The sequence below is a fragment of the Terriglobus tenax genome (assembly GCF_025685395.1).
Lineage (GTDB): Bacteria > Acidobacteriota > Terriglobia > Terriglobales > Acidobacteriaceae > Terriglobus > Terriglobus tenax.
In genome coordinates, this window is the sequence record NZ_JAGSYA010000004.1 from 59,776 (window position 1) to 84,402 (window position 24,627).

Annotated in this window: 24 protein-coding genes; 8 read left to right on the forward strand and 16 right to left on the reverse strand. The window is 58.8% G+C overall.

The features are described 5' to 3' along the window. The gene (locus OHL13_RS05860) at nucleotides 1-528 is read left to right on the forward strand and encodes a L,D-transpeptidase family protein (RefSeq protein ID WP_263409198.1); all 528 of its coding nucleotides are present in this window, start codon (nucleotides 1-3) and stop codon (nucleotides 526-528) included. Between the two features lie 12 nt (nucleotides 529-540). Here the strand turns inward: OHL13_RS05860 and uvrB are convergent, their stop codons facing one another. Together uvrB and yiaK are read right to left on the reverse strand one after the other, a co-directional pair. Beyond that, a complete protein-coding gene (gene uvrB / locus OHL13_RS05865; protein ID WP_263409199.1) occupies nucleotides 541-2,529 on the reverse strand; it encodes an excinuclease ABC subunit UvrB in 1,989 nt (662 codons plus the stop codon). Between the two features lie 96 nt (nucleotides 2,530-2,625). Continuing rightward, nucleotides 2,626-3,624: a 3-dehydro-L-gulonate 2-dehydrogenase gene (gene yiaK, locus OHL13_RS05870; protein ID WP_263409200.1), complete on the reverse strand. Its 999-nt coding sequence runs from the start codon at nucleotides 3,622-3,624 to the stop codon at nucleotides 2,626-2,628. A 41-nt stretch (nucleotides 3,625-3,665) separates the two neighbouring features. On the opposite strand from yiaK, the gene OHL13_RS05875 reads away from it, so the two are divergent. Continuing rightward, nucleotides 3,666-5,102, forward strand: a complete 1,437-nt coding sequence (locus tag OHL13_RS05875; protein WP_263409201.1) for an MFS transporter — start codon at nucleotides 3,666-3,668, stop codon at nucleotides 5,100-5,102. A gap of 15 nt (nucleotides 5,103-5,117) precedes the next feature. Here the strand turns inward: OHL13_RS05875 and OHL13_RS05880 are convergent, their stop codons facing one another. From OHL13_RS05880 to OHL13_RS05910, 7 genes are all read right to left on the reverse strand, one after another. Further along, on the reverse strand, nucleotides 5,118-6,098 hold the full coding sequence (locus tag OHL13_RS05880; protein WP_263409202.1) for a glycosyltransferase: 981 nt from the start codon (nucleotides 6,096-6,098) through the stop codon (nucleotides 5,118-5,120). A gap of 124 nt (nucleotides 6,099-6,222) precedes the next feature. Beyond that, the gene (locus OHL13_RS05885; RefSeq protein ID WP_317889907.1) at nucleotides 6,223-6,738 is read right to left on the reverse strand and encodes an EamA family transporter; all 516 of its coding nucleotides are present in this window, start codon (nucleotides 6,736-6,738) and stop codon (nucleotides 6,223-6,225) included. Nucleotides 6,739-6,964: 226 nt separating this feature from the next. Continuing rightward, entirely contained in the window at nucleotides 6,965-7,381 is a 417-nt protein-coding gene (locus tag OHL13_RS05890) for an EamA family transporter (RefSeq protein WP_263409203.1), read from the reverse strand. A 73-nt stretch (nucleotides 7,382-7,454) separates the two neighbouring features. Continuing rightward, nucleotides 7,455-8,933, reverse strand: coding sequence for a hopanoid biosynthesis associated radical SAM protein HpnJ (gene hpnJ / locus OHL13_RS05895; protein ID WP_263409204.1), 1,479 nt, complete (start codon nucleotides 8,931-8,933; stop codon nucleotides 7,455-7,457). A 106-nt stretch (nucleotides 8,934-9,039) separates the two neighbouring features. Next, nucleotides 9,040-9,357 carry a hypothetical protein gene (locus tag OHL13_RS05900; protein WP_263409205.1) on the reverse strand — a complete coding sequence of 106 codons (318 nt, stop codon included), beginning with the start codon at nucleotides 9,355-9,357 and terminating at the stop codon, nucleotides 9,040-9,042. Nucleotides 9,358-9,376: 19 nt separating this feature from the next. Further along, on the reverse strand, nucleotides 9,377-10,720 hold the full coding sequence (locus OHL13_RS05905; RefSeq protein ID WP_263409206.1) for a TolC family protein: 1,344 nt from the start codon (nucleotides 10,718-10,720) through the stop codon (nucleotides 9,377-9,379). Nucleotides 10,721-10,820: 100 nt separating this feature from the next. Next, on the reverse strand, nucleotides 10,821-11,618 hold the full coding sequence (locus OHL13_RS05910; RefSeq protein WP_263409207.1) for a TIGR00282 family metallophosphoesterase: 798 nt from the start codon (nucleotides 11,616-11,618) through the stop codon (nucleotides 10,821-10,823). Between the two features lie 79 nt (nucleotides 11,619-11,697). On the opposite strand from OHL13_RS05910, the gene OHL13_RS05915 reads away from it, so the two are divergent. Further along, nucleotides 11,698-13,026 carry a sugar porter family MFS transporter gene (locus tag OHL13_RS05915; RefSeq protein WP_263409208.1) on the forward strand — a complete coding sequence of 443 codons (1,329 nt, stop codon included), beginning with the start codon at nucleotides 11,698-11,700 and terminating at the stop codon, nucleotides 13,024-13,026. A gap of 282 nt (nucleotides 13,027-13,308) precedes the next feature. Here the strand turns inward: OHL13_RS05915 and lysS are convergent, their stop codons facing one another. Next, nucleotides 13,309-15,045: a lysine--tRNA ligase gene (gene lysS / locus OHL13_RS05920; RefSeq protein WP_263409209.1), complete on the reverse strand. Its 1,737-nt coding sequence runs from the start codon at nucleotides 15,043-15,045 to the stop codon at nucleotides 13,309-13,311. 251 nt (nucleotides 15,046-15,296) lie between these two features. Here lysS and OHL13_RS05925 point away from each other — a divergent pair, with 251 nt between their 5' ends. From OHL13_RS05925 to OHL13_RS05945, 5 genes are all read left to right on the forward strand, one after another. Further along, entirely contained in the window at nucleotides 15,297-15,545 is a 249-nt protein-coding gene (locus tag OHL13_RS05925) for an AtpZ/AtpI family protein (protein ID WP_263409210.1), read from the forward strand. Between the two features lie 19 nt (nucleotides 15,546-15,564). Beyond that, nucleotides 15,565-15,990, forward strand: coding sequence for an ATP synthase subunit I (locus OHL13_RS05930; RefSeq protein ID WP_263409211.1), 426 nt, complete (start codon nucleotides 15,565-15,567; stop codon nucleotides 15,988-15,990). A 33-nt stretch (nucleotides 15,991-16,023) separates the two neighbouring features. Beyond that, nucleotides 16,024-16,755, forward strand: coding sequence for a F0F1 ATP synthase subunit A (gene atpB, locus OHL13_RS05935; protein WP_263409212.1), 732 nt, complete (start codon nucleotides 16,024-16,026; stop codon nucleotides 16,753-16,755). Between the two features lie 144 nt (nucleotides 16,756-16,899). Further along, a complete protein-coding gene (locus OHL13_RS05940; protein ID WP_263409213.1) occupies nucleotides 16,900-17,202 on the forward strand; it encodes an ATP synthase F0 subunit C in 303 nt (100 codons plus the stop codon). Nucleotides 17,203-17,279: 77 nt separating this feature from the next. Further along, a complete protein-coding gene (locus OHL13_RS05945; RefSeq protein WP_263409214.1) occupies nucleotides 17,280-17,657 on the forward strand; it encodes a VOC family protein in 378 nt (125 codons plus the stop codon). Between the two features lie 79 nt (nucleotides 17,658-17,736). On the opposite strand, the gene OHL13_RS05950 is transcribed toward OHL13_RS05945, so the two are convergent. Genes OHL13_RS05950 through nuoH form a run of 6 tightly spaced genes read right to left on the reverse strand, consistent with a single transcriptional unit; the run spans nucleotide 17,737 to nucleotide 24,621 of the window. After that, nucleotides 17,737-19,200: an NADH-quinone oxidoreductase subunit N gene (locus tag OHL13_RS05950; protein ID WP_263409215.1), complete on the reverse strand. Its 1,464-nt coding sequence runs from the start codon at nucleotides 19,198-19,200 to the stop codon at nucleotides 17,737-17,739. Continuing rightward, nucleotides 19,200-20,780, reverse strand: a complete 1,581-nt coding sequence (locus OHL13_RS05955) for a complex I subunit 4 family protein (protein ID WP_263409216.1) — start codon at nucleotides 20,778-20,780, stop codon at nucleotides 19,200-19,202. The genes OHL13_RS05950 and OHL13_RS05955 overlap by 1 nt, the downstream gene beginning before the upstream one ends. After that, nucleotides 20,780-22,735, reverse strand: a complete 1,956-nt coding sequence (gene nuoL / locus OHL13_RS05960; protein WP_263409217.1) for an NADH-quinone oxidoreductase subunit L — start codon at nucleotides 22,733-22,735, stop codon at nucleotides 20,780-20,782. Before nuoL ends, OHL13_RS05955 begins: the two co-directional genes overlap by 1 nt. An 11-nt stretch (nucleotides 22,736-22,746) precedes the next feature. Further along, nucleotides 22,747-23,049 carry an NADH-quinone oxidoreductase subunit NuoK gene (nuoK, locus tag OHL13_RS05965; RefSeq protein ID WP_263409218.1) on the reverse strand — a complete coding sequence of 101 codons (303 nt, stop codon included), beginning with the start codon at nucleotides 23,047-23,049 and terminating at the stop codon, nucleotides 22,747-22,749. A gap of 3 nt (nucleotides 23,050-23,052) precedes the next feature. Further along, nucleotides 23,053-23,559, reverse strand: a complete 507-nt coding sequence (locus OHL13_RS05970; RefSeq protein ID WP_263409219.1) for an NADH-quinone oxidoreductase subunit J family protein — start codon at nucleotides 23,557-23,559, stop codon at nucleotides 23,053-23,055. A 12-nt stretch (nucleotides 23,560-23,571) separates the two neighbouring features. After that, on the reverse strand, nucleotides 23,572-24,621 hold the full coding sequence (gene nuoH / locus OHL13_RS05975) for an NADH-quinone oxidoreductase subunit NuoH (RefSeq protein WP_263409220.1): 1,050 nt from the start codon (nucleotides 24,619-24,621) through the stop codon (nucleotides 23,572-23,574). Nucleotides 24,622-24,627 lie beyond the last annotated feature (6 nt).

Below are 24,627 nucleotides of genomic sequence, written 5' to 3' on the forward strand. Positions count from 1 at the left end.
ATGAGCAGTTTGCGCTGGCTTCGACTGTTGCTCGTGATCACAGTTCTACTGACAGTTTTTTCTTTTCTCACAACCATGCCGAGGCAGTCTTTGCCCATCGGCACACGCGCGGATCGCATTGTTGTGATGAAGCACAGTCACACTCTGTACCTGCTATCAAAGGGAACCGTGCTTAAGAGCTACCAGGTCGCGCTCGGTCGCGGTGGTCTAGCGCCCAAACGGAAGCGTGACGACAATCTTGTTCCCGAAGGAATTTACAGCCTTACCGGGCGGAACGAGTACAGCGCATTCCATCGCTCACTGCGAATCGGTTATCCTACGCCGGTGCAGAACGCTGAAGCACGTGCAGCGGGCGTCGATCCCGGCAGCGACGTTATGCTTCATGGCATTTGCAATGGACTTGGCTGGCTAGGAAGAGTTCATCGCACTGTCGATTGGACACGAGGCTGCATCGCCGTGACAGATGATGAGATTGAAGAAATATGGCGGGCGGTGCCGAATGGTACCCCCATCGACATCCGCCCATGATGCGGAAATCTCTTAGCTGAACAGGAACTCCTTCGTCCGCAATTCCTTGATTCGATCCCGTAGTTTGGCAGCTTTCTCAAACTCAAACTGCTTCGCCGCCTCGCGCATATCGCTTTCCATCTTGCCGATATACGTATCCAGCTCCTGCTGCGTGGCAAACTCCGGCATGCCCTCAGCTTCTTCCGTAAGGTCAGCATAGTCGGCCTGCAGCACAACAGCCAGCGAATCCTCAATCGACCGCACCACGGTGCGCGGCGTAATGCCATGCTCCTCGTTGTAGGCAAGCTGGGCTTGGCGGCGGCGGTCGGTCTCGTCAATGGCACGCTGCATAGAGTCCGTCATCTTGTCAGCGTACAGAATCGCACGGCCCTCAAGATGTCGCGCGGCGCGGCCAATCGTCTGGATCAGCGATCCCTGTGAGCGCAGGAAGCCTTCCTTGTCCGCGTCGAGAATAGCCACCAGCGAAACCTCTGGCAGGTCCAGGCCTTCGCGCAGCAGGTTGATGCCGATCAGCACGTCGTACTCTCCCTTGCGCAGGTCTCGCAGCAGCTTCACGCGCTCCAGCGTCTCAATCTCGGAGTGCATGTAGCGGCACTTCACGCCTACCTCGGTGTAGTAGCCGGAAAGGTCCTCGGCCATGCGCTTGGTCAGCGTCGTTACCAGTACACGCTGGTTGCGCGATGCGCGGTCGCGGATCTCCGCCAGCAGGTCATCAATCTGTCCCTTCACCGGACGGATCTCGACCGGCGGATCAATCAAACCGGTTGGACGAATGATCTGCTCCACCACGACACCGGCCGTCTGCGTCAGCTCATAAGGTCCCGGTGTGGCGGAGACATAGATAATCTGCCCGGTGCGGCCTTCGAATTCCTCAAACCGCAACGGCCGGTTGTCCCGTGCCGATGGCAGACGGAAGCCGTAGTCCACCAAATTCTGCTTGCGCGAGCGGTCGCCATGCCACATGCCATGCAGCTGCGGCACAGTCACGTGCGACTCATCGATAAAGATCAGGTAGTCCTTGGGAAAGTAGTCGAGCAGGGTCGGAGGCGGCTCGCCTGGCAGGCGTCCACTGAAGTGGCGTGAGTAGTTTTCAATGCCGTGGCAGTAGCCGACGGACTTGATCATCTCAAGATCGAAGCGCGTGCGCTGGTGAATACGCTGCGCCTCCACCATGCGGCCTTCCTTCTCCAGCTGGGCCTCCCATTCGGTCAGCTCCTGCACAATGGAATCAATGGCGGAGCTCTTGCGTTCCGGCTGCACCACGTAGTGGCTCTTCGGATAGATGGGCAGCCGCGAGTAGCGCTGCTTCACCGTGCCAAACAGGGGATCGATCTGCGAGAGCGACTCAATCTCATCGCCGAACAGTTCAATGCGGAAGGCATTCTCGTCGTAGGTAGGGAAGACCTCGATCACATCTCCACGAACGCGGAAGGTCCCGCGGCGGAAGTCGTGGTCGTTGCGCTCGTACAGTATCTCCACCAGCCGCTTGGTAATGTCTTCGCGGCGAATCTGCTGGCCCTTTTCCAACAACAGCAGCATGCCATAGTACGCTTCGGGCGAACCAAGACCGTAGATGCAGCTTACGGACGAGACAATGATGCAGTCCTTGCGCTCAAACAATGAACGCGTGGCGGATAGCCGCAGCTTATCCAGCTCTTCATTGATCGTCGCTTCTTTCTCGATATACAGGTCGCCCGATGGAATGTATGCCTCGGGCTGGTAGTAGTCGTAGTAGCTGACGAAGTACTCAACTGCATTGTTGGGGAAGAACTGCTTGAACTCATGGAACAGCTGCGCGGCCAGCGTCTTGTTGTGCGCCAGCACCAGCGCGGGACGCTGCGACTCCTCAATCACCTTCGCCATGGTGAAGGTCTTACCCGATCCGGTGACGCCCAGCAGTACCTGGTGCTTCTCACCATCGGCAAGACCATTGACCAGCTCAGAGATCGCGCGCGGTTGATCTCCCTGCGGCGTATACGGGGTGGAGAGCTCGAAGTCCATCTATCTAGAATAGCAGGAGAATGAAAAGCGAATATACTGACCTCTTCTTCACTGTGTCATCTCGACCGAAGCGAAGAGACCTGCGTTTGACCAACACTACGCCAACCCAGCAATCTTCCGCGTCTCTTCCCAAATGTTCTCATCCACCGGAACGCCCTTCTCCATGTTCTCGCCGCGTATCGCCGGAAGCTTTTCGCCCGGGTAACGCGCCTTCGATCCCGATTCGGTGTGCAGCGACGCAATAATCTGATCGCCGATACGCGATACATCTCCCAGCGCCGACGGATTGATCGCCACAAACACCTGGGAAACACCGGCCTCCTTCAGGGGGTCTTCATCGATCTGGCAGGTCGCCTGCCCAAACGAAAGCGTCGCTGCCACCACATCCAGCATCATGGACAGCGCGGAGCCCTTCCAATAGCCGATCGGCATGGGATGCCTGGCTTCCAGAATCGCCTTCGGGTCAGACGAGATGTTGCCCTCCTTATCGAATCCGCCAGGGACGGGAAGCTGCTCGCCACGCGCAGCATAGCCATCTAGGGCGCCATAAGAAAATTGCGACATCGCAAGGTCCACCAGGAAGTGCGCTCCATTCGTACGCGGTACCGCAATCACCAGCGGATTGTTGCCCAGCACGGGCTGTTTGCCGCCCCACGGCGCCATATTGGGCATCGTGTTTGTAAAGCACAGCCCCATCATGCCGCTCTCCGCGGCCTGCAGACCGTAGGTGCCTGCCCTCATCCAGTGGTTGGTGTGGCGTACCGCGACGCAGCCAATGCCATGCTGCGCCGCCAGCGCAATCGCGCGGCCCATGGAGTGCCATGCATTCAGGTTGCCCGGACCGTAGTTCCCGTCCCAGCGCTCCAGGGCGCCAAAGCCGGAAACGAAGGTTGGCGAAGCTTCCGGCTTCACGCAGCCATTGCCTACCAGTTTTGCCAGTCGAGGGAAACGGGCAATGCCGTGGGTATAGACACCGTCGCGTGTCGTTTCCGCAAACAGCGTGGCAGACTCCTGCGCGCGGGCAGGTGCATAGCCAAGGTTACGGTGAGCCAGAACAAGAGTACGGACCAGTTCGTCATACGGAATGCGCAGCATCCTTCCAGCTTAGCGAACCGGAGTCCTGAGAAAATAGAGAGATGGAAGAGTTTTCAACCAGCTCGCGCCGATCTTTGATGGTGGCGCTTCTGGTAGCGGGCGCCCTGTTCATGGAGAACCTGGACGGCACGATCATCGCGACCGGCCTGCCGAAGATCGGCGAGACCTTTCGTGTTGCCGCTGTCGATGTAAATGTCGGCATGACGGCCTATCTGCTGGCTGTTGCCGTTTTTATCCCGATCAGCGGATGGGTGGCTGACCGCTGGGGTTCGCGCACCGTCTTCGGCTCAGCGATTGTCGTCTTCACCATTGCCTCGGTACTTTGCGGCATCAGCCAGAACCTGTGGGAGTTCACCCTGGCCCGCGTGCTGCAGGGAATTGGCGGAGCTATGATGGTTCCTGTCGGCCGGCTCATGGTCGTCAAAGTCACGCCCAAAGATCAGATCATGATGGCCATTGCCTGGACCATCTGGCCGGCGCTGGTGGCGCCTATCCTTGGCCCGCCGCTCGGCGGCTTTATCGTCACCTACTGGTCCTGGCGCTGGATCTTTCTGCTCAATGTCCCCATTGGCATTGCCTGCCTCATCGCCAACGGCATCCTGGTCAGAAACTCCCACGAAGAGCGCCCTCCCGCTTTCGATTGGCTCGGCTTCCTGCTCATCGGGGGCACCTGCTTCTCTCTGGTCTACGCTATGGAACTCATCGGTCGTGAGCCCGCGGACTGGACGCTGGGCGGCATTCTGTTCGTCGTTGCGATTCTTTGTCTCGTACTGTCGCGCTGGCACCTGCGCCGGGCTTCCAACCCTCTGTTCGATCTCAGCGTCCTTCGCATCCAGACCTTCTCCGCTGTCATCTGGGGAGGCTCAGCCTTCCGCGTCGCCATCTTTATGGCTCCCTTCCTGCTGCCGTTGATGTTCCAGCTCGGCTTCGGCTTGAATGCCTTCCAGTCCGGCTCGCTTACGCTGGCGGTCTTCGCCGGCAACCTCGCCATGAAGCCTGTCACCACGCCGCTTCTGCGCCGGTTTGGCTTCCGCACGGTACTGATCTGGAACGGCATCCTGACTGCGGGATCGTTGCTCTGGTGCGCTCTGCTGGAACCCTGGACGGCCCATTGGCTGGTGCTGCTGGTGCTCTTTCTCAGCGGTCTTGGACGCAGCATGCAGCTCACGTCACTCACAACCATGGGGTACGCCGATCTTCCTAAAGACAAAGTAAGCACCGCCTCCGCCTTTGCCAGCACAGTGCAGCAGATGACCGTCGGTGGAGGAGTGGCCTTCGGAGTATTGCTCCTGCGTGGGTCAGCAGCCCTGCATGGGCGCCACGGCGGCACGCCGCAGGTTGTTGACTTCCGCTGGGCTTTCTACATCGTTGCGGCAATCGCCTTACTTAGCCTTCTGGACATCCTCAAGCTGCCGCATACAGCAGGCGCAGCTGTCAGCGGCCATGTCACAGAACAGGAAGAGCCCGTCGAGGCCTAGAAAGATAGGCTCCGGCTACCGGGTGATTGTTGAGTTATTCCAGAAGCCAGGAAAGAACGAGAGCTTGCGGGAAAAGGAGATTGGTAACTTCGCCTCATAGAGACCGAGTTTGTAGCCCAAAAGCTTTGCGGCAGTACGAGCAGCTTCTTCTGGCAGAAGATACCACTTGTCGGGCCAGAGATAGCGGACCTCCGACTTAACAAAACGCAATCCTTCCCCATTCGTGTTGCCAAAGGCCTCGCCCATCCAGGACTCGCGGTGGTGACACACACCAATATCGAAATACCGTCGAAACTCTTCGACTGGATTATAGGAGTGAGAGTGGTAGACCTGGGCTTCCGCCTGGTATACAGTTTTCCATCCAGTCATGAGCAACCGCGCAGAAACGATAGAGTCTTCCGCGATAATTACGTCGCTTGGAAACCCTCCCACCGATTGCAATGCTGTTACGCGATAAGCGGCAAAGCTATTAGACGAAAATGCCGCCTTGATTCCCATCGTCTTCCGGCTTTCATAGGTCCGGACGCAACTGTTTGCCGGATAGTTGAACAACCGTGCGTGAGCTTCAAAAGGACCTGCACCAGGGCGAGGCAACTGGCGCCCGTAGGTCATGCCGACTTCAGGATCCTCGAAAGGTTGAACAAGTTTATCCAGAGCATCCGGGCCTGCCAGGATCGCATCCTGCGTCATGTAAACGACAAACTCTGCCCAAGGTGCGTACTCAAGGGCCTTCTGGCGAGTTCCGCCATGATTGAAGTCTTCCTTGCGAATACGCACGACTGTGAAGCCCTCTTTTTCTGCGAGTACGGCTGTACCGTCTTCCGAGGAAGAGTCAATCACAATGATCTGGCTTAGAGGGAAGCACTGCATCCGAAGCCCTGAAGCAAGTGCGCTCCAATCTGATGCGGCATTACGCGTCGGTATGACAACCGCAATCTGCGAGCGTTGGATCCCGATTTGTTCTTTGCAAGAAGGCTCAACTTTAACTGAAGACATCGGCAACACCCTTGACCCCAAAAGGTAAGAAGAATCAAGACAACAAAGTTTGATCGTACTAAATTTTCATACGCTGAAATGTCAGACGTAAAATGCACGTTCCTGAATTGGAACAATTCGATAATTATTGTGTCAAAAGTGCAACCCCACCGCAGACAAACACTGCTGCGATCCAACGTCTTTTGTCGACATGCTCTTTGAGAAATATACGTGCGGCAGCCGACGTAGCGATATAGGTCAACGATGCAGTTGCTGGCGCAATCAGCGAGAGATCGGCGGTAGACAGGGCATACAGCAGGGCAAAGAAGCTGATCGCCATGCAGCAGATGCCACCCCCAAGGTAGGGGCTTGTCACCACGGCCTTGATTGCTCCAGACAGGCCAGACTTTGCCCGGATGTCATCCAGGTCGCCCAGCTTCCGCATGGCTGCGGCAATCAGGATGTCACCGGCCGTGGCAAAGATAACCACCATCCAGATGGTGACCCACGCATGCAGCGAAACGGCGGACAGGTGTGCGCTGACCCGTTCGCGCAGGTGATGCGACTCAGCAGAAATTGAGGGAATTGACAGAAGCGAGAAAACCAGAGGATACTCCTGGGCGTCAGAGCCTGTTGTCTGTTGTGGTTTAGACGGCCACAACCTCGGAGGGATGCGTTGGTAATTCCATTTCTTACCTTACATCAGTTGTCCGTCCTGTTCAGCAAACCAAGCGCGGTCTTGATGCAGAATGCTGAAGTTCCGCGTAGCGCCGTGGAGCAGTTCCTGCAGAACGACGAAGAAGAAGAGCAGTGCCGGATTCTGACCCAACTGGCAGAGAAACAACCAGGACTTTTCAAAAACGTGGCATGAACGGCTCGTATCCCCATCACGGAGCATTCTCCTGATGCTCCGTGCGGGATGGACCCTGCGCGACAAAACCCACTCCAACCACGATCAGCGAAATTCCCAGCCAGCGCGACTTGGAAATGTCCTCGTGTAGGAAGAACTTTGAGAGCAGAGCCGTAATCACATTGCCGAAGGCCGTGGCGGGATACACAAAGCTCACATCTGCCCAGCTCAGTGCGGTAATGTTGCAGGCCATAAAACCCAGCAGCACCAGAATTCCTGCGATCACCCAGGGATTGCCAATGGCGGTAAACAGCGTGCCAAGATGGTGAACATCAATCGCGCCCACCTGCTGCATACCTCGCGCCAGTAGAAAGTCACCGACTGCGGCGCCCATCATGACGCATATCAGAATCAGCCAGCGTTGCGGGGTCAGCGTGTGATGGGTCGATCGCATCTGCTCATCTTTCGTTGGAAGGCAAAGGTGAAGCGGGGCCAAAGCCCCGCTTCAGTGGGATTGCACGCGTCGTTTACGCGTTCATGCTGACGGATTCCTGCGCCTTGACAGCGTTCTCTTCCTTCTTCGCACGAACAACCTTGTTGCGCTGCGAACGCAGCTTCAGGAAGGCCTTGGCTTCGACGTAGAGGCGGGGCACATCGCGGTTGACGATTGCCTTCCAGACCACGCGGAACGCAGCCTTCGGGCGGAAGTAGTACTCGTCATAGAAGCGGTGCACCATCTCCAGAACGTACTCGGTCGGCAGACCCGGGTATTCGATGTGCGCCATCTGGTGGCCGCTGTCATCGTTCATCACCTCGTTGGTGATGAAGCCGTTCTTCTTGGCATAGTCGTAGAACTCGGTGCCAGGGTAAGCATGCGCGATGGAGACCTGGATGGTCTCGCAATCGAGCGTTTTGGCGAAGTTGATCGTGTTGCGGATCGACTCCTTCGTCTCGCCCGGCAGGCCCAGGATGAAGTCGGCATGGATCACCAGACCAAGGTCGTGGCAGTCCTTGACGAAGTCGCGGGCGCGCTCAACCGTTGCGCCCTTCTTGATGTTCTTCAGGATCTGCGGATCACCGGACTCAAAGCCTACGATCAGCAGGCGGCAGCCGGCGTCCTTCATGGCCTTCAGCGTGTCACGGTCGGTGGTCACGCGCGAGGTGCAGCTCCAGGTGATATTGAGTGGCTTCAGCTTCTCGCACAGCTCAATGGTGCGGGCCTTCTGGATGTTGAAGGTGTCGTCATCAAAGAAGAACTCCTTCACTTCCGGGAAGTTTTCCTTGGCCCACTTCATCTCAGCTGCAACGTCGTCCGTGGAACGCTTGCGCCACGCATGGCCGGAGAGCGTCTGCGGCCACAGGCAGTAGGTGCACTGCGCCGGGCAGCCGCGGGTGGAGTAAAGAGCGATGTACGGATGCAGCAGGAACGGGACGTTGTACTTCGTCACGTCCATATCGCGCTTGTAGATCTGCGTGGCCCACGGCATCTGGTCCAGGTTCTCGACCTGCGGACGATCCGCATTGTGCTGGTGAGTCCCGTCGGCGTTGCGGTAGCTGATGCCGACGATCTCGCTCAGCGGCTTGCCCTGGGCAAACTCCACCACCGAGAAATCGAACTCGCGGCGGCAGACAAAGTCGATGGCCGAGCACTCATCCAAAGCGCGATCCGGATCGGTTGTGACCGGCGGTCCGACAAACGCAATCTTGATCGACGGATTGGCCGCCTTGATGGCCTGGGCCAGGGCATGATCGCCAGCCCAGCCTACGGTCGAGGTGAACAGCACCAGGAACTCGTAGCTCTTGGCGATCTCGATCGTCTCGGCAGCCGAAACGTGATGGGGAGGGGCATCCAGAAGGCGCGAACCTTCCAGCATTCCAGCCGGATAGGCCAGCCACACCGGATACCAGTACGACTCAATCTCACGGGTGGCGGGCCAGCGGGAGCTGGCTCCGCCGTCAAAATTCTCAAACGAAGGCGGGTTTAGGAACAGCGTTTTCAGCGGCATGGTAGTACCCTCGATTTTACCATTCGGGGTTGCATTCTTTGCTCAAAGACGAACTTAGGTTCGTTATGCCTGCATTTGGGGAACCTCAAAAGGTTCCCCACGGGCCTCAGGGAAGGTTCTGGCGCGAGGTCGCGGTGGTCAGACCATTCTTGTCCACGAACACCAGCCAGTACTTCTGGTGCAGGGCGCTGAAGAAAGAGCGATACACCAGCACATGGTCACAATCACCCAGTGTTACGGCGGTTCCGTAAGCAGAACACGGCCGCGATACGCTGCTGGGTGTTCCCATCGCAGCTTCAACGGAGGTCTCAGGCTCCTGCGGAAAAACACCACTCAGGTGGGTGTCCAGTTCGCGATCCGAATAGGTCCCATAAATCACTGCACCTGCAATCAGGACAGCGAGGAGCAGAAAAAATTTACGCATAAACCTGTAGGAGTGCGATTTATCGCACTGGGGTTGCCGCGGAAGGAGCCTGCGGCAGGGTGTTATCCAATCGCACGGTGCTCTTCAGCCACTGCTCCAGCTCACCCGTAGCCCGCAGAACACTAATCTGCGTCTGGCGCAGCGCAAGATCGGCGTCCAGCACCTCAAGGTACTTCTGCCGTTCCTGGATGCGGGCATTCTGCTCGTCCTTGGGGGTTGGAGGCGGAGCATTCGGATTTCCGGTGCCCTGGTTCATCTGCACCTGCAGAGCTTCCAGTTGCTGCTGCGCCAGATCGCGGTCCAGTTGAGCAATCTCCGTGCGCACGGCCAGCTCCGGCAGGGCGTTGGTGGCCTTGGCTCTGCCTTCCAGAAACTCGTTTTTCACGCGGGTGGCGTCATGCTGCGCACGAATGGCATCGGCCATCGTCTCACGCGCTTTGGCGCGCAACGTGGCATTGAAGATGGGAAGCGTAAGCTGGATGCCGAATCCAAGGTTATTTACCTGGAAGGCGTTGTAGTAGTCCTGGTAGTTATTGAACTTTGCATAGCGGTTGTACTGCGCCGCAAAGCCAACCTGAGGACGATAGAGCTTTCGCGAATCGCCAAACGCTACCTGGAACTTCGACTGCGCATTGGCATACGCCGCCTGAATCGCCGGAATATTGACCGTAGGCGTGTTATGGGCCGGTGCCGGGGGCTGCGGAATGCTTTCGTGAATGGTCAGCAGGCCATCGGCCGGAAGCCCGGTCAGGTTCGCCAGGTGCTGACGCTGAAAGTTCGCGTCGCTCTCCGTATGCAGCCGAGCAAGCTTCACCTGCGCCGCGGAAAGACGCGCGCGTGTGAACTCCACCCGGCTGTCCTGGTCGGCTTCCAGCCGGTCACGGACAATCTCGGTCAGCCGGGTGGCAAACCCCTGCTGATCCTGCAGGGCGTCAAGCCTCTGCAGGTCATGGTCCAGGGCAATATAGGTCAGTGCCGTGTCTTCAGCAACCGCCTGGCGGGCATCGGCCAGGGCGTAGTTGGCTGCCTGCAGGCCAAGCCGGGCGGCACGCAGGTAGTTCTTCTGCGACTGGTCAAAAACCAGCGACTGGAGTGTGAAGTTGTACAAAGTCGGCTGGCCGACAGGGAATCCATACGAATAGCCGAGGCCCGAACCTGCGCTCAGCGACGGAATAAACACGTCGCGCGACTCGTCCAGCACGGCCTTGGTCTTGGCCACGTCCGCCTCGGCCATCTTCACCTTGGTGCTGTTGCGCAGGGCAAGGTCAATCGCAGAACTGAACGAAATCTGGGCGTGAGCCGCCGGAGCCGCCAGCGCGGCCATCAGGACAGGAAAACAAAAAAGAGAGCGTACGAACCTCAAACGAAAGACCCTTCAAGACCTTTATGTGACCTGTCATCCATCGTACAGGTGAGCGTCAACCCTTTGGATTCTTTATGACGCCGCCGAGATGCTGTATGTTTCACTCTCCAAGCATGATGCGTTTGATGCCATAGGCGCGGCCGCTCAGCCCATCGCACTCAATCAGGGTCGCGCACATCTTTGGATTTCCCTTGGCCGCCTCGAACTTGCTCGGAGCTCCCGTCAGAAAACGACTCAGCACCAGTTCCGTCTGCACACCGATCACCGAGTCATACGGGCCTGACATCCCCACATCCGTCTGGTAGGCCGTGCCGCCCGGCAAAATCCGCTCATCTGCCGTGGGAATATGCGTGTGCGTGCCCAGAACCGCGGTCACGCGACCATCCAGGTACCAGCCCATCGCCACCTTCTCGCTGGTCGCCTCGGCGTGAAAGTCCACCAGGATCACCTTGGCCTGGATCTCCCGCAGCAGCACATCCGCCTTGCGGAAGGGGTCATCTGTCTGCTGCATAAATACCCGGCCCTGCAGGTTCACCACGGCATAGGCCTGCCCATTGGGCAACGAGCCCTCGTAGACGCCAAAACCCGGAGTCGACGGAGAGAAGTTCGCTGGACGGATCAGCCGCCGTGCGCGGTCATGCGAGTAAGAAGGCACCGACGAGACATATTCCAGGATCTCTTTCTTGTCCCAGAAGTGGTTTCCGGTCGTGATGACCTGTGCTCCCAGGTCAAAGATTTCTTCCGCAATCGAAGGCGTAATGCCAAAGCCACCCGCGGAGTTCTCGCCGTTGATCACCAGCAGGTCGACCGCGTGCGTGTCCAGCACATGCGGCAGATGTTCCAACACAATCCGGCGTCCGGCCGAGCCGAAGATATCGCCCACAAAAAGAATGTTCACCTTGCAAGAATAGTGGCGCAGCCGCCCGGTTGGATAGTAGGGCCGCCGCACTGTTAGACTTCGCGGACGGAGGATACGTGTGGCAAGTGCTCGAATCGCTCTAGCAAAGTCAGCGCTGACCGGGGCGCTGGGTGGTCTGTTATTTGGTTTCGATACGGCGGTGATCGCCGGCGCTACACGGACTCTCACCGAAGAGTTCCATCTCTCTCCGGCAAAGCTCGGTATCACTGTCTCCATCGCGTTGTGGGGCACCGTCATCGGTGCACTGACCTCCGGCTGGGTCGGTCAGAAGATCGGTTCCCGCTCCGCACTGCGCTGGATGGCGATCCTCTACGTCGCCAGCGCCCTGGGCTCCGCGCTCGCCTGGGGATGGTGGCCGCTCATGTTCGCCCGCTTTATCGGTGGCCTCGCCATCGGCGGATCCTCCGTCGTCGGACCGGTCTATATCGCCGAGCTGGCCCCGGCCAGACTGCGTGGACGCCTCGTCGGCCTCTTCCAGGTCATGGTCATCACCGGCATCATGCTGGCCTACCTCTCAAACGCGATCATTGGCCACTTCGCCCTCGGTCTTCGCGAATGGCGCTGGGAGCTCGGCATCGCCTTCGCCCCAGCCGTGCTCTTCATGGCCATGCTCTTTCTTGTGCCGCAAAGCTCACGCTGGCTCATCACCCAGAGCCGCCTGGACGAAGCCCGCGCCATCTTCCGCGAACTGGGAGCAGAGAATCCCGACGACGAGGTCCGCGAGATCGCCGACGCCCTCAAGGTGGAGCTGGCCGGCGCCGGAGAGCGCGTCTTCTCCTCGCGCTACAGCCTGCCTATCTTCCTCGCTGTCTCCATTGGCTTCTTCAACCAGATGTCGGGCATCAACGCAATTCTGTATTACCTGAACGACATCTTTGCCAGCGCCGGTTTCACCGCTGCTTCCAGCGCCGCGCAGGCCGCCATTGTCGGAGCCGTCAACGCCGCGGCAACGCTGCTCGCCACCTCGCTCATTGACAAGCTGGGCCGCAAGACGCTGCTCCTCATCGGTTCCGCAGGAACCAGCATCGTCCTCTGCATCGTCGCCTGGGTCTTCCTCGCCGGGCAGCATCTGGGCTGGCTCATCGGCCTTCTGGTCATCTACATCTTCTTCTTCGCCGCGCTCGGAGCCGTCATCTGGGTCTACATCAGCGAAGTCTTCCCAACCAGCGTCCGCTCCAAGGGACAAAGCATCGGAGCCTTCTCCCACTGGTTCATGGCAGCCGTCATCTCCGGCCTGTTCCCGGTGGTGGCCGCATGGTCCAAGGGCGCGCCCTTCCTGATCTTCGCGGCGGTCACGGCCCTGCAGTTCGTCGTGGTGTGGAGGGTCTACCCCGAGACAGCGAACGTCAGCCTGGAAGCTATGCAAGCAAAGCTAAGCCGCAGGTAGAGCCACAACTCCGGGTGTCCATCCATGCGCAGAGTGGGGGGGGGAAATCGAGGACTTCAGTCCTCGACTCCGGAGGGAGCAGTGGCCCCAGGCCACTGAATCAAGTCCTAAGAAGACAAGAACGCCGGCCTCGATGGCCGGCGCCCCATTCTCTGAATTTCTAACCCAACCCGGGTGCCACCCTCGCCACGCCAGGGTGGGGTCGGGGTCATCAAGGACCCCAAAACAAAACCCCACTCTTCGCTTCCGCGAAGAATGGGGCAACAACACAAGTGGAAGCGATTACTCCGCCGACTCCCCATGCTCCTGCTTCTCAGTTACCTTCTGCTGCGGCCGCAGCAGTGGGAACAGGATGACATCGCGAATCGACCGCGACCCGGTCAGCAGCATCGTCAAACGGTCAATGCCAATACCCTCACCGCCCGTCGGAGGCAGACCATACGCCAGCGCGCGGACGTAGTCCTCGTCCATGGCATGGGCCTCATCATCGCCACGCTCCTTCTCCTCAAGCTGCATCTCAAAACGACGACGCTGGTCTTCCGGATCGTTCAACTCCGAGAACGCATTGCCCACTTCGAAGCCGCCAATGTAGAACTCGAAACGCTCCACCCAGTCCGGTTCGTCGGGCTTCACCTTGCTGAGCGGAGAAACAGCGAGAGGGAAGTCGTAGATGATGGTGGGCTCAACGAGATGCTGTTCTGCAACTACCTCAAAGAGGTCTGAAATGAGTTTGCCGTAAGGCGTCCCTTGGAAAAGCTTATCGGCGAAGGTTGATATCAATCCCCATACGTCGGTCGATTGATGGGACATCCATTCTTCGCGTTCAGCTAAGTCAATTTGCTTTGTTTTATTCCATTCGTCGAATCGAGAGACAAACGAAGAAAACTCAGCTTTAGAAGCAAAATCTGATTTCTGGGGTCTTACTTCGAGTTCCGCAGGCCACCATTTGATAATGGCATCCACCATCGACAATCTTTGCCACTTCGCCAGATCAATCTCAACAATCTCTCCAGCCCGTGGTCCCTTCGGCAACGGAAACCGCGTCACCGTAGTGCCATTCACCTCATTGGCCACATACGTAATCAGCTCTTCCGTAATGTTCATCAGGTCGTGGTAGTTCGCATACGCCTGGTAGAACTCCAGCATGGTGAACTCGGGGTTGTGCTGCGTGCTGATGCCTTCATTGCGGAAGTTGCGGTTGATCTCGTACACGCGATCAATGCCGCCCACCACTAACCGCTTCAGGTACAGCTCCGGAGCAATGCGGAGATACAGCTCCAGGTCTAGAGCATTGTGGTGCGTCACAAAGGGACGTGCCGCAGCTCCGCCCGCGATGGGCTGCATCATTGGTGTCTCCACCTCGATATAGCCGCGCGAATCAAAGTAATTGCGGATCGCCCGCAGCACCTTCGACCGCTTCACAAACACCTCGCGCGCCGGAGAGCGCAAGCGGTCGCCCTGCGTAGGAGCAGCGCCTTCTTCAGCCGCGGGAATCTCCTCAAAATCCCCCGTATCCGTAAACAGGTCCAGATAGCGGCGGCGGTACCGCGTCTCAATATCCGCCAGTCCGCTGAACTTATCCGGCAAGGGAAGCAGTGCCTTGGTCAAAAAGGCCAGGCTCTCCACGTGAATCGTCAGCTCGCCGGTTCGCGTGCGGAAGATGTAGCCCGAAACGCCGATATGGTCGCCCAGGTCCAGCAGCTTGTAGAGCGCGAACTGCTCCTCACTCACAGCGTCCTTGCGGACATAGAGCTGCAGGCGCTCGCCATTCTGCTGCAGCGCCGCAAAGCCGGTCTTGCCCTGCAGGCGGATCGCCATGATGCGGCCCGCGATCGCCACCGAAGGCTTCTGCACCTCAAGCTCTTCGGCCGACAGCGCACCAAACTTCTCACGGGCCTCGGGAATGGTCATCGTGACCGGATAGGTGTTGGGATACAGGCTCTGGCCGAGCTCGCTGATTTTCTTCAGCGTCTCCAGGCGCTCACCATACAGCTTTTCTTCAAACTCTGACTCGAACAACGGGATACTCGCTTCTCAAAAGGACTTGAAAAGACAAGTATATCCGCCATGCGCGCATGGTTTGCAGCCGCTTAAAGAGACTTGGGAACCGCACACAGAATGCGGTTCCCAAGGGGGGGAGGGTGCTGCTGGTCGAGAAGTCAGCAGAACAGGCCAGAACAGTTCTGCCAACACTGCCTGTAACCCGTTGGCCCGCGGGAAAGTTGCGAAGTGTGCGGAAATTTCCCCGCGGTGTTGTAATAGGACACGCGATGAGCGAACAGAATCCCACCCCCGGTAAGCCGAAAGGTGTTCTCGGCGACCTGGTCAAGGCAGAGTCCTTCCTCCAGCTCGCCTTCGCCCTGCCCATCGGCTGCGTGGTGGGCTGGCTGCTGGGCCACTGGGCTGACGGCAAGCTGGGCACGCACTGGATTGGCGTGGTCGGCATCCTGATCGGGGCTGCCGGCGGATTCATCCAGATCTACACCGTCGCCTCCCGCTACATGAAGCGCGGCGAGTAATTTCTGAAAGGCTGCACCCTTGGACGCATTCTCCGCTGAAAACTACACCGACGACGACTTCCGCCGCCTGATTCTCCGCGCCATGAAGCTGGCCACCGTGCTGGCCCTGGTGGGCGCCGTGGCCGTGCTGTTCAAGTGGGGCTGGCGTTCTGCGGCGCTGCTGCTGGTCGGCGCGGTTATCAGTACCAGCGGCCTATGGGAATGGCTCCGCCTGATGGTGGCTGTCATGGCACGCATGGATGCCGCCGGAACGGTCGCAAAGGGGCGGTCACTCGGGCTGGTTCTCGCCGGATTCTTTCTCCGCCTGGGGTTAACCGTAATTGCACTATATGTTAGTCTTAAGTTTCTGGATGGTTCGGTTTACGCGTTGGCAGCCGGCCTCGGTCTGGGCGTTTTTGCCCTGGCGTTTGAGGGTATCAGGCTCGCCCGTGTCTGGACCGTCTAGGAAGTCCTTCAGACAGGTTTAAGCCCCAAGATTATGCCTCACCAGTTGCTGTTTACAGAGTTTCTGAACAACCACTTCGGCGGTCTGGCGAACGGAATCCTGCATTCTGTGGGTACCGGCGCCAAGTACCCCTCCGCGCCCATCACCAATGCCTTTGCGATGGAGCTGCTGGTTACGGTGATCCTGCTCGCCTACTTCGTCACGGTGCGCATGACGCTCAGCGTCGAGAAGCCGGCCGGAGCGCAGCACCTGGCCGAGATGACCCACGAGTTCGTCTCCGGACAGGGCGAGAGCATCATCGGTCACGGCTATGAGAAGTTCACCGGCTACCTGACGGCGATCTTCCTCTTCATCCTGCTTTCGAACCTGATGGGCCTGGTCCCCGGGCTCGAGTCTCCCACCGCCGACGTCGTCGTGCCGCTGGGCCTCGCCATCCTGACCTTCTTCTACTACCACTACTACGGCATCAAGGCCAACGGCTTCGGCTACATCAAGCAGTTCCTTGGACCGGTGTGGTGGCTGGCCCCGCTCATGTTCCTCATCGAAGTCGTTTCGCACGTCGCCCGTGTTCTGTCGCTCACGGTCCGTCTGTACGCGAACATGTTCGCCGGCGACCTGCTGACGCTGGCCTTCTTCTCGCTGGTGCCGATCGGTGTCCCGCTGGTCTTCCTCGGCCTGCACCTTGGCGTGGCCGCCATTCAGGCCTACGTCTTCATGCTGCTGGCAACCATCTACCTGAGCCTGGCTGTTTCGCACGAACACTAAACCAGGACTGCTGTATCGACTTTGACGCCAGCGGCTTCGCTTCCGCCGCTGGTGGAGCAACACCACCATGAGCGTGAGGGGGCCAGCACGGTGAGCCTCAACCACCCACTGATGGCGGAAATCCGGAAGCACGGAGTATCTCCAATGCGTAAGCTTCAGTATCTCTTCATGACGGCCGCCGCTCTTCTGCTGGCGCCCGCTGCGTTTGCTCAGACCGCCGAAGCCGGCAAGTCTGGCCTCTTCTACATCGCCGCTGGTCTGGGCATGGCGCTCGCCGCTGGCCTCTGCGGTCTGGCTCAGGGCAAGGCAACCGCCTCTGCCGCCGAAGCTCTGGCCCGCAATCCCGGCGCACGCCCTGGCATCTTCACCTTTCTGATCCTCGGCCTGGCCTTCATCGAGTCGCTGGCCCTGTTCACCTTCGTTATCATCTTCCTGAAGGTTCAGTAAGCGGCTTCGTTTCGACGAGCTTCTCAAGAAAGCCCTCGCTTCGGCGAGGGCTTTCTGTTTGTTCCTAAAATGGAGCTATGATCTCGCACATCGACCATCTGGTACTGACCGTCGCTTCTTTGGAAAAAACGTGCTCGTTCTACGAACGTGTTTTAAATTTTGAGCGGAAAGACACGCCGGGTAGGCCAACCTCGCTCAGCTTCGGTGCTTGCAAACTAAGTGTCCACGAGGTTAGCCATATGTTTGAGCCAAAAGCACAAGCTCCCACACCAGGTTCTGGCGACTTTTGTCTAATCACGACCGAGCAGATTGAGGATGTCATCAAACACCTTCAGTCAGAGGGTGTGACAGTCGAGCAAGGCCCCGTAAAGAGGAGCGGGGCGCAAGGTGAAATGATGTCTGTCTATTTTCGTGATCCCGACCAAAACCTCGTCGAGGTTAGTCGCTACAGCTAACCCATGGAGGAACATCCCCAAAAAACAAAAACGCCGGCAGCCCTCAAGGCCACCGGCGTTTCGTTCTTGAACAAAAGAGTTACTGGTTCCGTGAAACCTGTACGGTCGCTCCGCGCTGCGCCAGTCCCAGTACCTTGCCTGGCAGAACACCCAGCAGGAAGGTCGCGAGAACCGCAGCGGCAATGGCAACCGCGGCCGCAGGAGAAACACTCACAGCCTCGTCCGTTTCCTCACCCAGCTTGCGGCTGTACAGAGCCACCAGCAGACGCAGGTAATAGAAGCAGGCGATGCCCGAGTTCAACAGGCCAAGCACCGCCAGCCAGATGTGGCCCGCACTCACCGCGCCGTGGAAGACGTAAAACTTGCCGAAGAAGCCGCCGGTGAAGGGAATACCTACCAGCGAGAGCAGGAAGAACGACAGCGCGGCAGCCAGCACCGGATGCTTCTGTGCCAGTCCACGGTAGTCGTCAATCGAACGCAGCGGCTCGTTATAGCCAAGCTGGCTGATCACGGCAAACGCGCCCACATTCATCGCGGCATAGCCCGCGGTGTAGAAGGCGGCAGCGGAGATGCCATCCGACGGCAGCGCCGTGTAGGCCACCAGCAGATAACCGGCATGCGCAATCGACGAATACGCCAGCATCCGCTTTACATCGGTCTGCAGCAGCGCACCCAGGTTGCCGACAAACATCGACAGCACAGCGATCACGCCGATCAGCAGTACCCAGCGGTTATGCAGCAGCTCTGAAGCATAGGTGGTAGCGGTAATGCGTAGCAGAACCGCAAAGACAGCAGCCTTCGGAGCCGTCGACATCAGGCCGACCACCGGAGCAGGAGCGCCCTGGTAGACATCCGGCGTCCACACATGGAACGGAGCCGCCGAGACCTTGAAGCCCAGGCCAACCAGCATCATGCCAAGCGCCAGGAAGCTCATCGTCGGGAACGCTGTGACCTTCAGGCCGGAGGCAATCCCGAGCAGTGAGGTCGTGCCCGTTGCACCAAATGCCAGTGCGATGCCGTACAGGAAGAATGCCGTAGCGAACGACCCCAGGAGGAAGTACTTCAGTGAGGATTCGGAAGCAGTCGCCTGCCCCTTGCGGTAGCCCGCCAGGATGTAGGTCGAGATCGACGAGATCTCAAGCCCGATGAAAACCATCAGCAGCTCGACCGAGCAGGTCATCAGCATCATGCCGACGGAGCCGAACAGCACCAGGGCAAAGTACTCGCCTGAGTGCGAGGTGACGCCCGGTTTGAAGTAGTCCAGCGAAACCAGCAGCGTCAGCAGAACGATGGCCGTGATCAGCAGGTGGAAGAAGACCGAGAAGCTGTCCACCTGGATGGTGCCCGAGAAGGTGACGAGAATCTGGTTAGTCTGAAGCTGCAGCAATGCGGCGCCGCCCGATGCCAGTGTTCCCAGCACCGCCAGCCAGCCAAGAACCTTCTTGGAGGCGGTAGGTGCAAAGAACGGATCGGCCAGCATGATCAGCACACCCGTTACGGTGAGCACAAGCTCAGGGAGGATAGAAAGCAGAGAAGAGGACATTAGCGAGCACCTCCCTCGGTGCCGGTCACCGGTGTTCCCGGGAACGCAAGGTTCTTGGTCGGCTGCGGGTAGCCGTTTGACTCCGTAATCGCTGGCTTGCCGGCAACACTGACGCCGAAGCTGTCAATCGCCTGCATCCAGTACGGTGAGCAAACGCCCATCACCACAAAAAGGATCGCCATCGGCCACAGCGCAACCTGCTCGCGCGCGTCCAGGTCCCATCCTGCAACTTCGTCCGGACGGCGACCGATGCCACCGTAGAAGACGCGCTGGATAGCCCAGAGCATGTAGCCTGCGCCGAAGATAACGCCGGTCGTCGCAATGGTTGTCCACACCGCTGCATGCGCCGTGTAGATGGTCTGCAGCGAACCCGACAGCGTCAGGAACTCACCTACAAATCCATTCAGTCCCGGCAAGCCGATATTCGACAGTGCTGTGATGACAAACAGGGTCACCATCCAGGGCAGCTTCTGCGCTACGCCGCCAAGCTCGCGCATGTCGTACGTTCCATAGCGCTCATACAGCGCGCCCATCAGCATGAACAGGGCACCGCCGCTGACACCGTGGTTGATGATCTGGTAGACGCCACCGTCAATCCCGGCAACCGTAAAGCTGAAGATGCCCAGGACGATGAAGCTCAGGTGGCCCAGCGTCGAGTACGCCGCGAGCCGCTTCAGGTCCTTCTGCACCAGTGCCACCAGGGCGCCGTAAGCAATGCCAATCGCGCCCAGCGCAATCATCAGCGGAGCGATCTCCCGCGACTGCTCGGGGAAGATACCGAAGCTGAAACGCAGAATCGAGTAGAGACCCAGCTTGCCGGCCAGCACCATCACCGCGGCGGTCGGAGCCTCGAAGATCGCATCTGACAGCCAGCCATGCAGCGGGAAGACCGGGACCTTGACCGCGAAGGCAACCAGGAAGGCCAGCGAAGCCAGCCACAGTGCCGCATTGTTGGAAGAAATGCTGTGCGAAGCCGCCATCTGCTGCAGCACCGGAAGATCGAACGTACCGGTCTTCGCATACACCCACAGCATGCCCACCAGCAGAATGGCCGAGGGGATGAAGGCATATAGGAAGTACTTCAGCGCAGCCTTGGCGCGCTTATCCGTGCGCCCGAAGATGGCGATCAGCACCGTCATCGGTACCAGCGACCACTCCCAGAAACCGTAGTACAGGAACAGGTCCAGGGCTACGAAGACGCCGATCATCGCCGTCTGCTGCAGCAGGAACAGCGTATAGAACAGCTTCTCGCGCTTATCGATGGCGCGCCAGCTGATGAGTACACCCAGCGGAGCCAGGAAGCCCGACAGCACGACCAGCCACATCGACAGGCCGTCGACGCCCAGGTGATAGCGGATCGCCGGTGCGGCAATCCATGGTGCGTTCACCTCAAATTGGTAGCCGGTCGCTCCGTACTGGAAGTGCGCCGGCAGATGAAGCGTGAAAAGGAAGGTCACAAGCGTGACCACCAGCGCGCCCCACTTCTGGATCGTGGGATTGGCCGGCAGCAGCGCAAGCAGAATCGCTCCCACTGTGGGGAAGAAGACGATCAGCGAAAGGATGGAGCTGTCCATAGTCATTAGTGCGTGGCTCCGAAGGCTTTGAGACCGAAGGTCATGGCGATCAGCAGTACGGCGGCGCCCAGCGCCAGCCAGCCTGCATACGAACGAATGTTGCCCGACTGGATCTTGCGCGCAAAGTATCCACCGCCCCTGGCCGTAAGACCCAGAGCAGCGCCCGTGCCATCCACAACACCCTTGTCCACAAAGGCAGCGAGGAACAGCCGGGAGAAGGCAAGAATCGGGATCACGATCAGCGCGTTATAAATCTCGTCGATATAGAACTTGTTGGCCACTACGTTGTACAGGCCACGATTCTTCTCCGCTACAGCGCCCAGCGTGCCGGGCTTCTTGTAATAGAAGGTGTATGCCAGGAGGAAGCCGATGACCGCAACACCCACCGAGACAGCCGCCAGGCCAAGTTCAAGTCCGTGGCTCGGTTCCGCGGCGGCCTTGGCAGCCTCGCCGAAGACCGGAGCGAGGAAGTGCTCAATCTCCATGTGGCCGCCCAGCGCCGCAGGAACACCCACCCATCCGCCGATGATCGACAGCAGGGCAAGGATGGCCAGCGGAATCGTCATAATCGCAGGAGACTCATGCACGCCATGCGCATGGCCATGATCGTCATGGTGTGCGTCATGCGCGGGTTCATGAAACTCACCGAAGAAGGTCTTGAACCACAGGCGGAACATGTAGAAGGAGGTCATGCCGGCAGTCAGCAAACCAACTGCCCACAGAATGACGTGGCCCGATGCGAAGGTCTGGAACAGTATCTCGTCCTTCGAGAAAAAGCCGGCCAGCGGCGGGAACCCGGCAATGGCAAAGACACCCATCGTCATTGTCCAGAAGGTGACAGGAATCTTCGATCGCAGACCACCCATCGCACGCATATCCTGCTCGCCGTTCAGAGCATGAATCACCGAACCGGCGGCAAGGAAGAGCAGCGCCTTGAAGAACGCATGCGTCATCAGGTGGAAGACTGCGCCCGTGTAAGCTGCAACGCCGCAGCCCAGGAACATGTAGCCAAGCTGCGAGACCGTCGAGTAAGCCAGCACGCGCTTGATATCGTGCTGCACCATGCCAATGCACGCGGCAAAGATCGCCGTCAGAGCGCCGATCACCGCCACCACACACAGCGCAAACGGCGAGCGGTCAAACAGCACATGCGACCGCGAGACCATGTAGATACCGGCCGTCACCATCGTCGCTGCGTGGATCAGTGCGGAAACCGGCGTCGGACCTTCCATCGCGTCCGGCAGCCAGACATAGAGCGGGATCTGCGCCGACTTACCCGTTGCGCCAACCACCAGCAGCAGGGCAATCGCCGTCAGCAGGCCACCCTGCAGGCTCGGATTCGCCGAGATCTGGGAGAAGACCGAAGCGAAGTCCAGCGTATGGAAGTTCGCAATGATCAGGAACATCGCCAGAAGAAAGCCGAAGTCGCCTACACGGTTGACGATGAACGCCTTCTTGCCCGCGTTCGCTGCCGAGTCCTTCTTGAAGTAGAAGCCGATCAGCAGGTAGCTGGCCAGACCGACACCCTCCCAGCCCACGAACAGCAGCAGGAAGTTGGCCGCCAGCACCAGTACCAGCATGAAGAACATGAACAGGTTCAGGTACGCGAAGAAGCGCCAGTAGCCCTCCTCATGCGCCATGTAACCCGCGGCGTACAGGTGAATCAGGAAGCCGACACCGGTGACGATCAGCAGCATCAGCATCGTCAGGTGATCCACCGTGAAGGCAAAGTTCACCGTAAAGCCGGAGACGGCAATCCATGCCGGGCCGGCGACCGAGACCGATTCAACTCCGCCGAAGATCGTCGAGGCCAGCTTCAGAACCAGGCCAAACGATCCGGCAGTAAACAACAGGGCAATCGCCGCTACGGCGGGACGCGGCAGCTTCCGGCCCAGCAGGCCGTTCATCAGGAAGCCGGCGAAGGGCAGTAGCGGGATCCACCAGAGATAGCTGTATTCCATGGTCTGGTCCGTTAGCCTTTCAGGAGGTTGACCTGGTCGACGTTCAGCGTCTGCCGCGACCGGTAGAGAGCGATGATGATGGCCAGACCCACAGCCGCTTCAGCCGCTGCAACCACCATGACGAAGAAGACAAAGATCTGACCGTTCAGCTTGTTCCACATGTGCGCGAACGCAACGAAGGTCAGGTTGACGGCGTTGAGCATCAACTCAATCGAGATAAAGATCGTGATCACGTTGCGCTTCATCAGGTAGGCGGCAATGCCCACGGTGAAAAGAATCGCTGCAAGCACGAGGTAGTAATTGACCGGCACCATCGCTTAGCGCTCCTTCTTTGCGAGCACCACGGCTCCCAGGATTGCGACCAGGATCAATACCGAGGTCACCTCAAAGGGAAGCAGCAGTTGGGTAAAGAGCAGAGAACTGATCTGCTGGATATTCGAGGTAGCCTCGTCCAGCGTTCCGCCCAGGTGGGTCAGGCCCAGCTTCGAGCCCTCGGTCAGAAAGACAAAGCTCAGCAGGCAGAAGATGGCGGCCGCTCCGGGAATACCGGCAATCGACGCGATCTTTGAACCCTTGGTTCGTTCCTCTTCGCCGGCGTTCAGCAGCATGATGACAAAGACAAACAGCACCATCACCGCGCCGGAGTAAACAATGATCTGCGCCGCGGCCAGAAACTCAGCGCCCAGCGTCCAGTAGAGAACCGCAAGCGACATCATCACAACTACAAGCGAAAGCGCCGAGTTGATGGGATGACGCTGCAGCAGAAGATTCAGCGCGGCTAGTACCGCCAGTCCGCCGAAGATAAGAAAGAGGGCAAGATGCATGATCGTATCCGACTAGCTCCGAAACGCCATTACCAGGGCGGTGAACAGAATGTTGGCCATTGCCACCGGCAGAAGAAACTTCCAGCCAAAGCTCATCAGCTGGTCATAACGGAAGCGCGGTACTGTTGCGCGCACCCAGATGTAGAGGAACAGGAAGCTGAAAACCTTTGCCACGAACCAGAAGACCGGCAGAATCGCCTGCAGCCACACCGGGCCAAAGGCTGGCAGCCAGCCTTCGAACGGGCTCGACGCGCCACCGAAGAACAGCAGCGTCGCAACGCAGGCCACCGTGATCATGTTGGCGTACTCGGCCATGAAGAACATCGCGAACTTCATCGACGAATATTCGGTGTGGTAACCGGCCACCAGCTCCGACTCCGCTTCCGGAAGATCAAACGGAGCGCGGTTGGTCTCGGCATACGCCGCCATCAGGTAGATGAAGAAGCCCACAATCTGCAGACCGCCGAGAATGTTCCACGAGAGGAATCCATTGCCGACCTGCGAGTTCACAATATCGCGCAGGTTCAGTGAGCCGGCACGCAGTACCACGCCCACCAGCGACAGGCCCAGAGCCAGCTCATAGCTGATTACCTGCGATGTCGCACGCAACGAACCCATCAGAGAATACTTGTTGTTCGACGACCAGCCCGACAGCGCAATGCCGTATACACCGATCGACGTGATACCCAGGATCACCAGCAGGCCAATGTTGATATTCGCCACCTGGAAGATGTCGACGCCATGGAAGGCAAACACCTTACCAAAGGGCACCACGGCGATGGACACAAGGGCGCAGCCCAGCGCAATCACAGGCGCGGCGACAAACAGAGGACGCTCCACCGACATCGGCATCAGGTCTTCCTTCAGGAAGAGCTTGATGCCGTCGGCCAGCGGCTGCAGCAGGCCGAACGGACCTACGCGCGACGGCCCCCAGCGGTTCTGGATGCGTCCGATCACCTTGCGTTCCAACAGGACCGTGTAGGCCACCGCGGTCAGCGTGATCACCAGCACCACCACCAGCTTGATGATCGTGATCAGTACGAAAAGTTGAAAATCTGACAAGTGCAC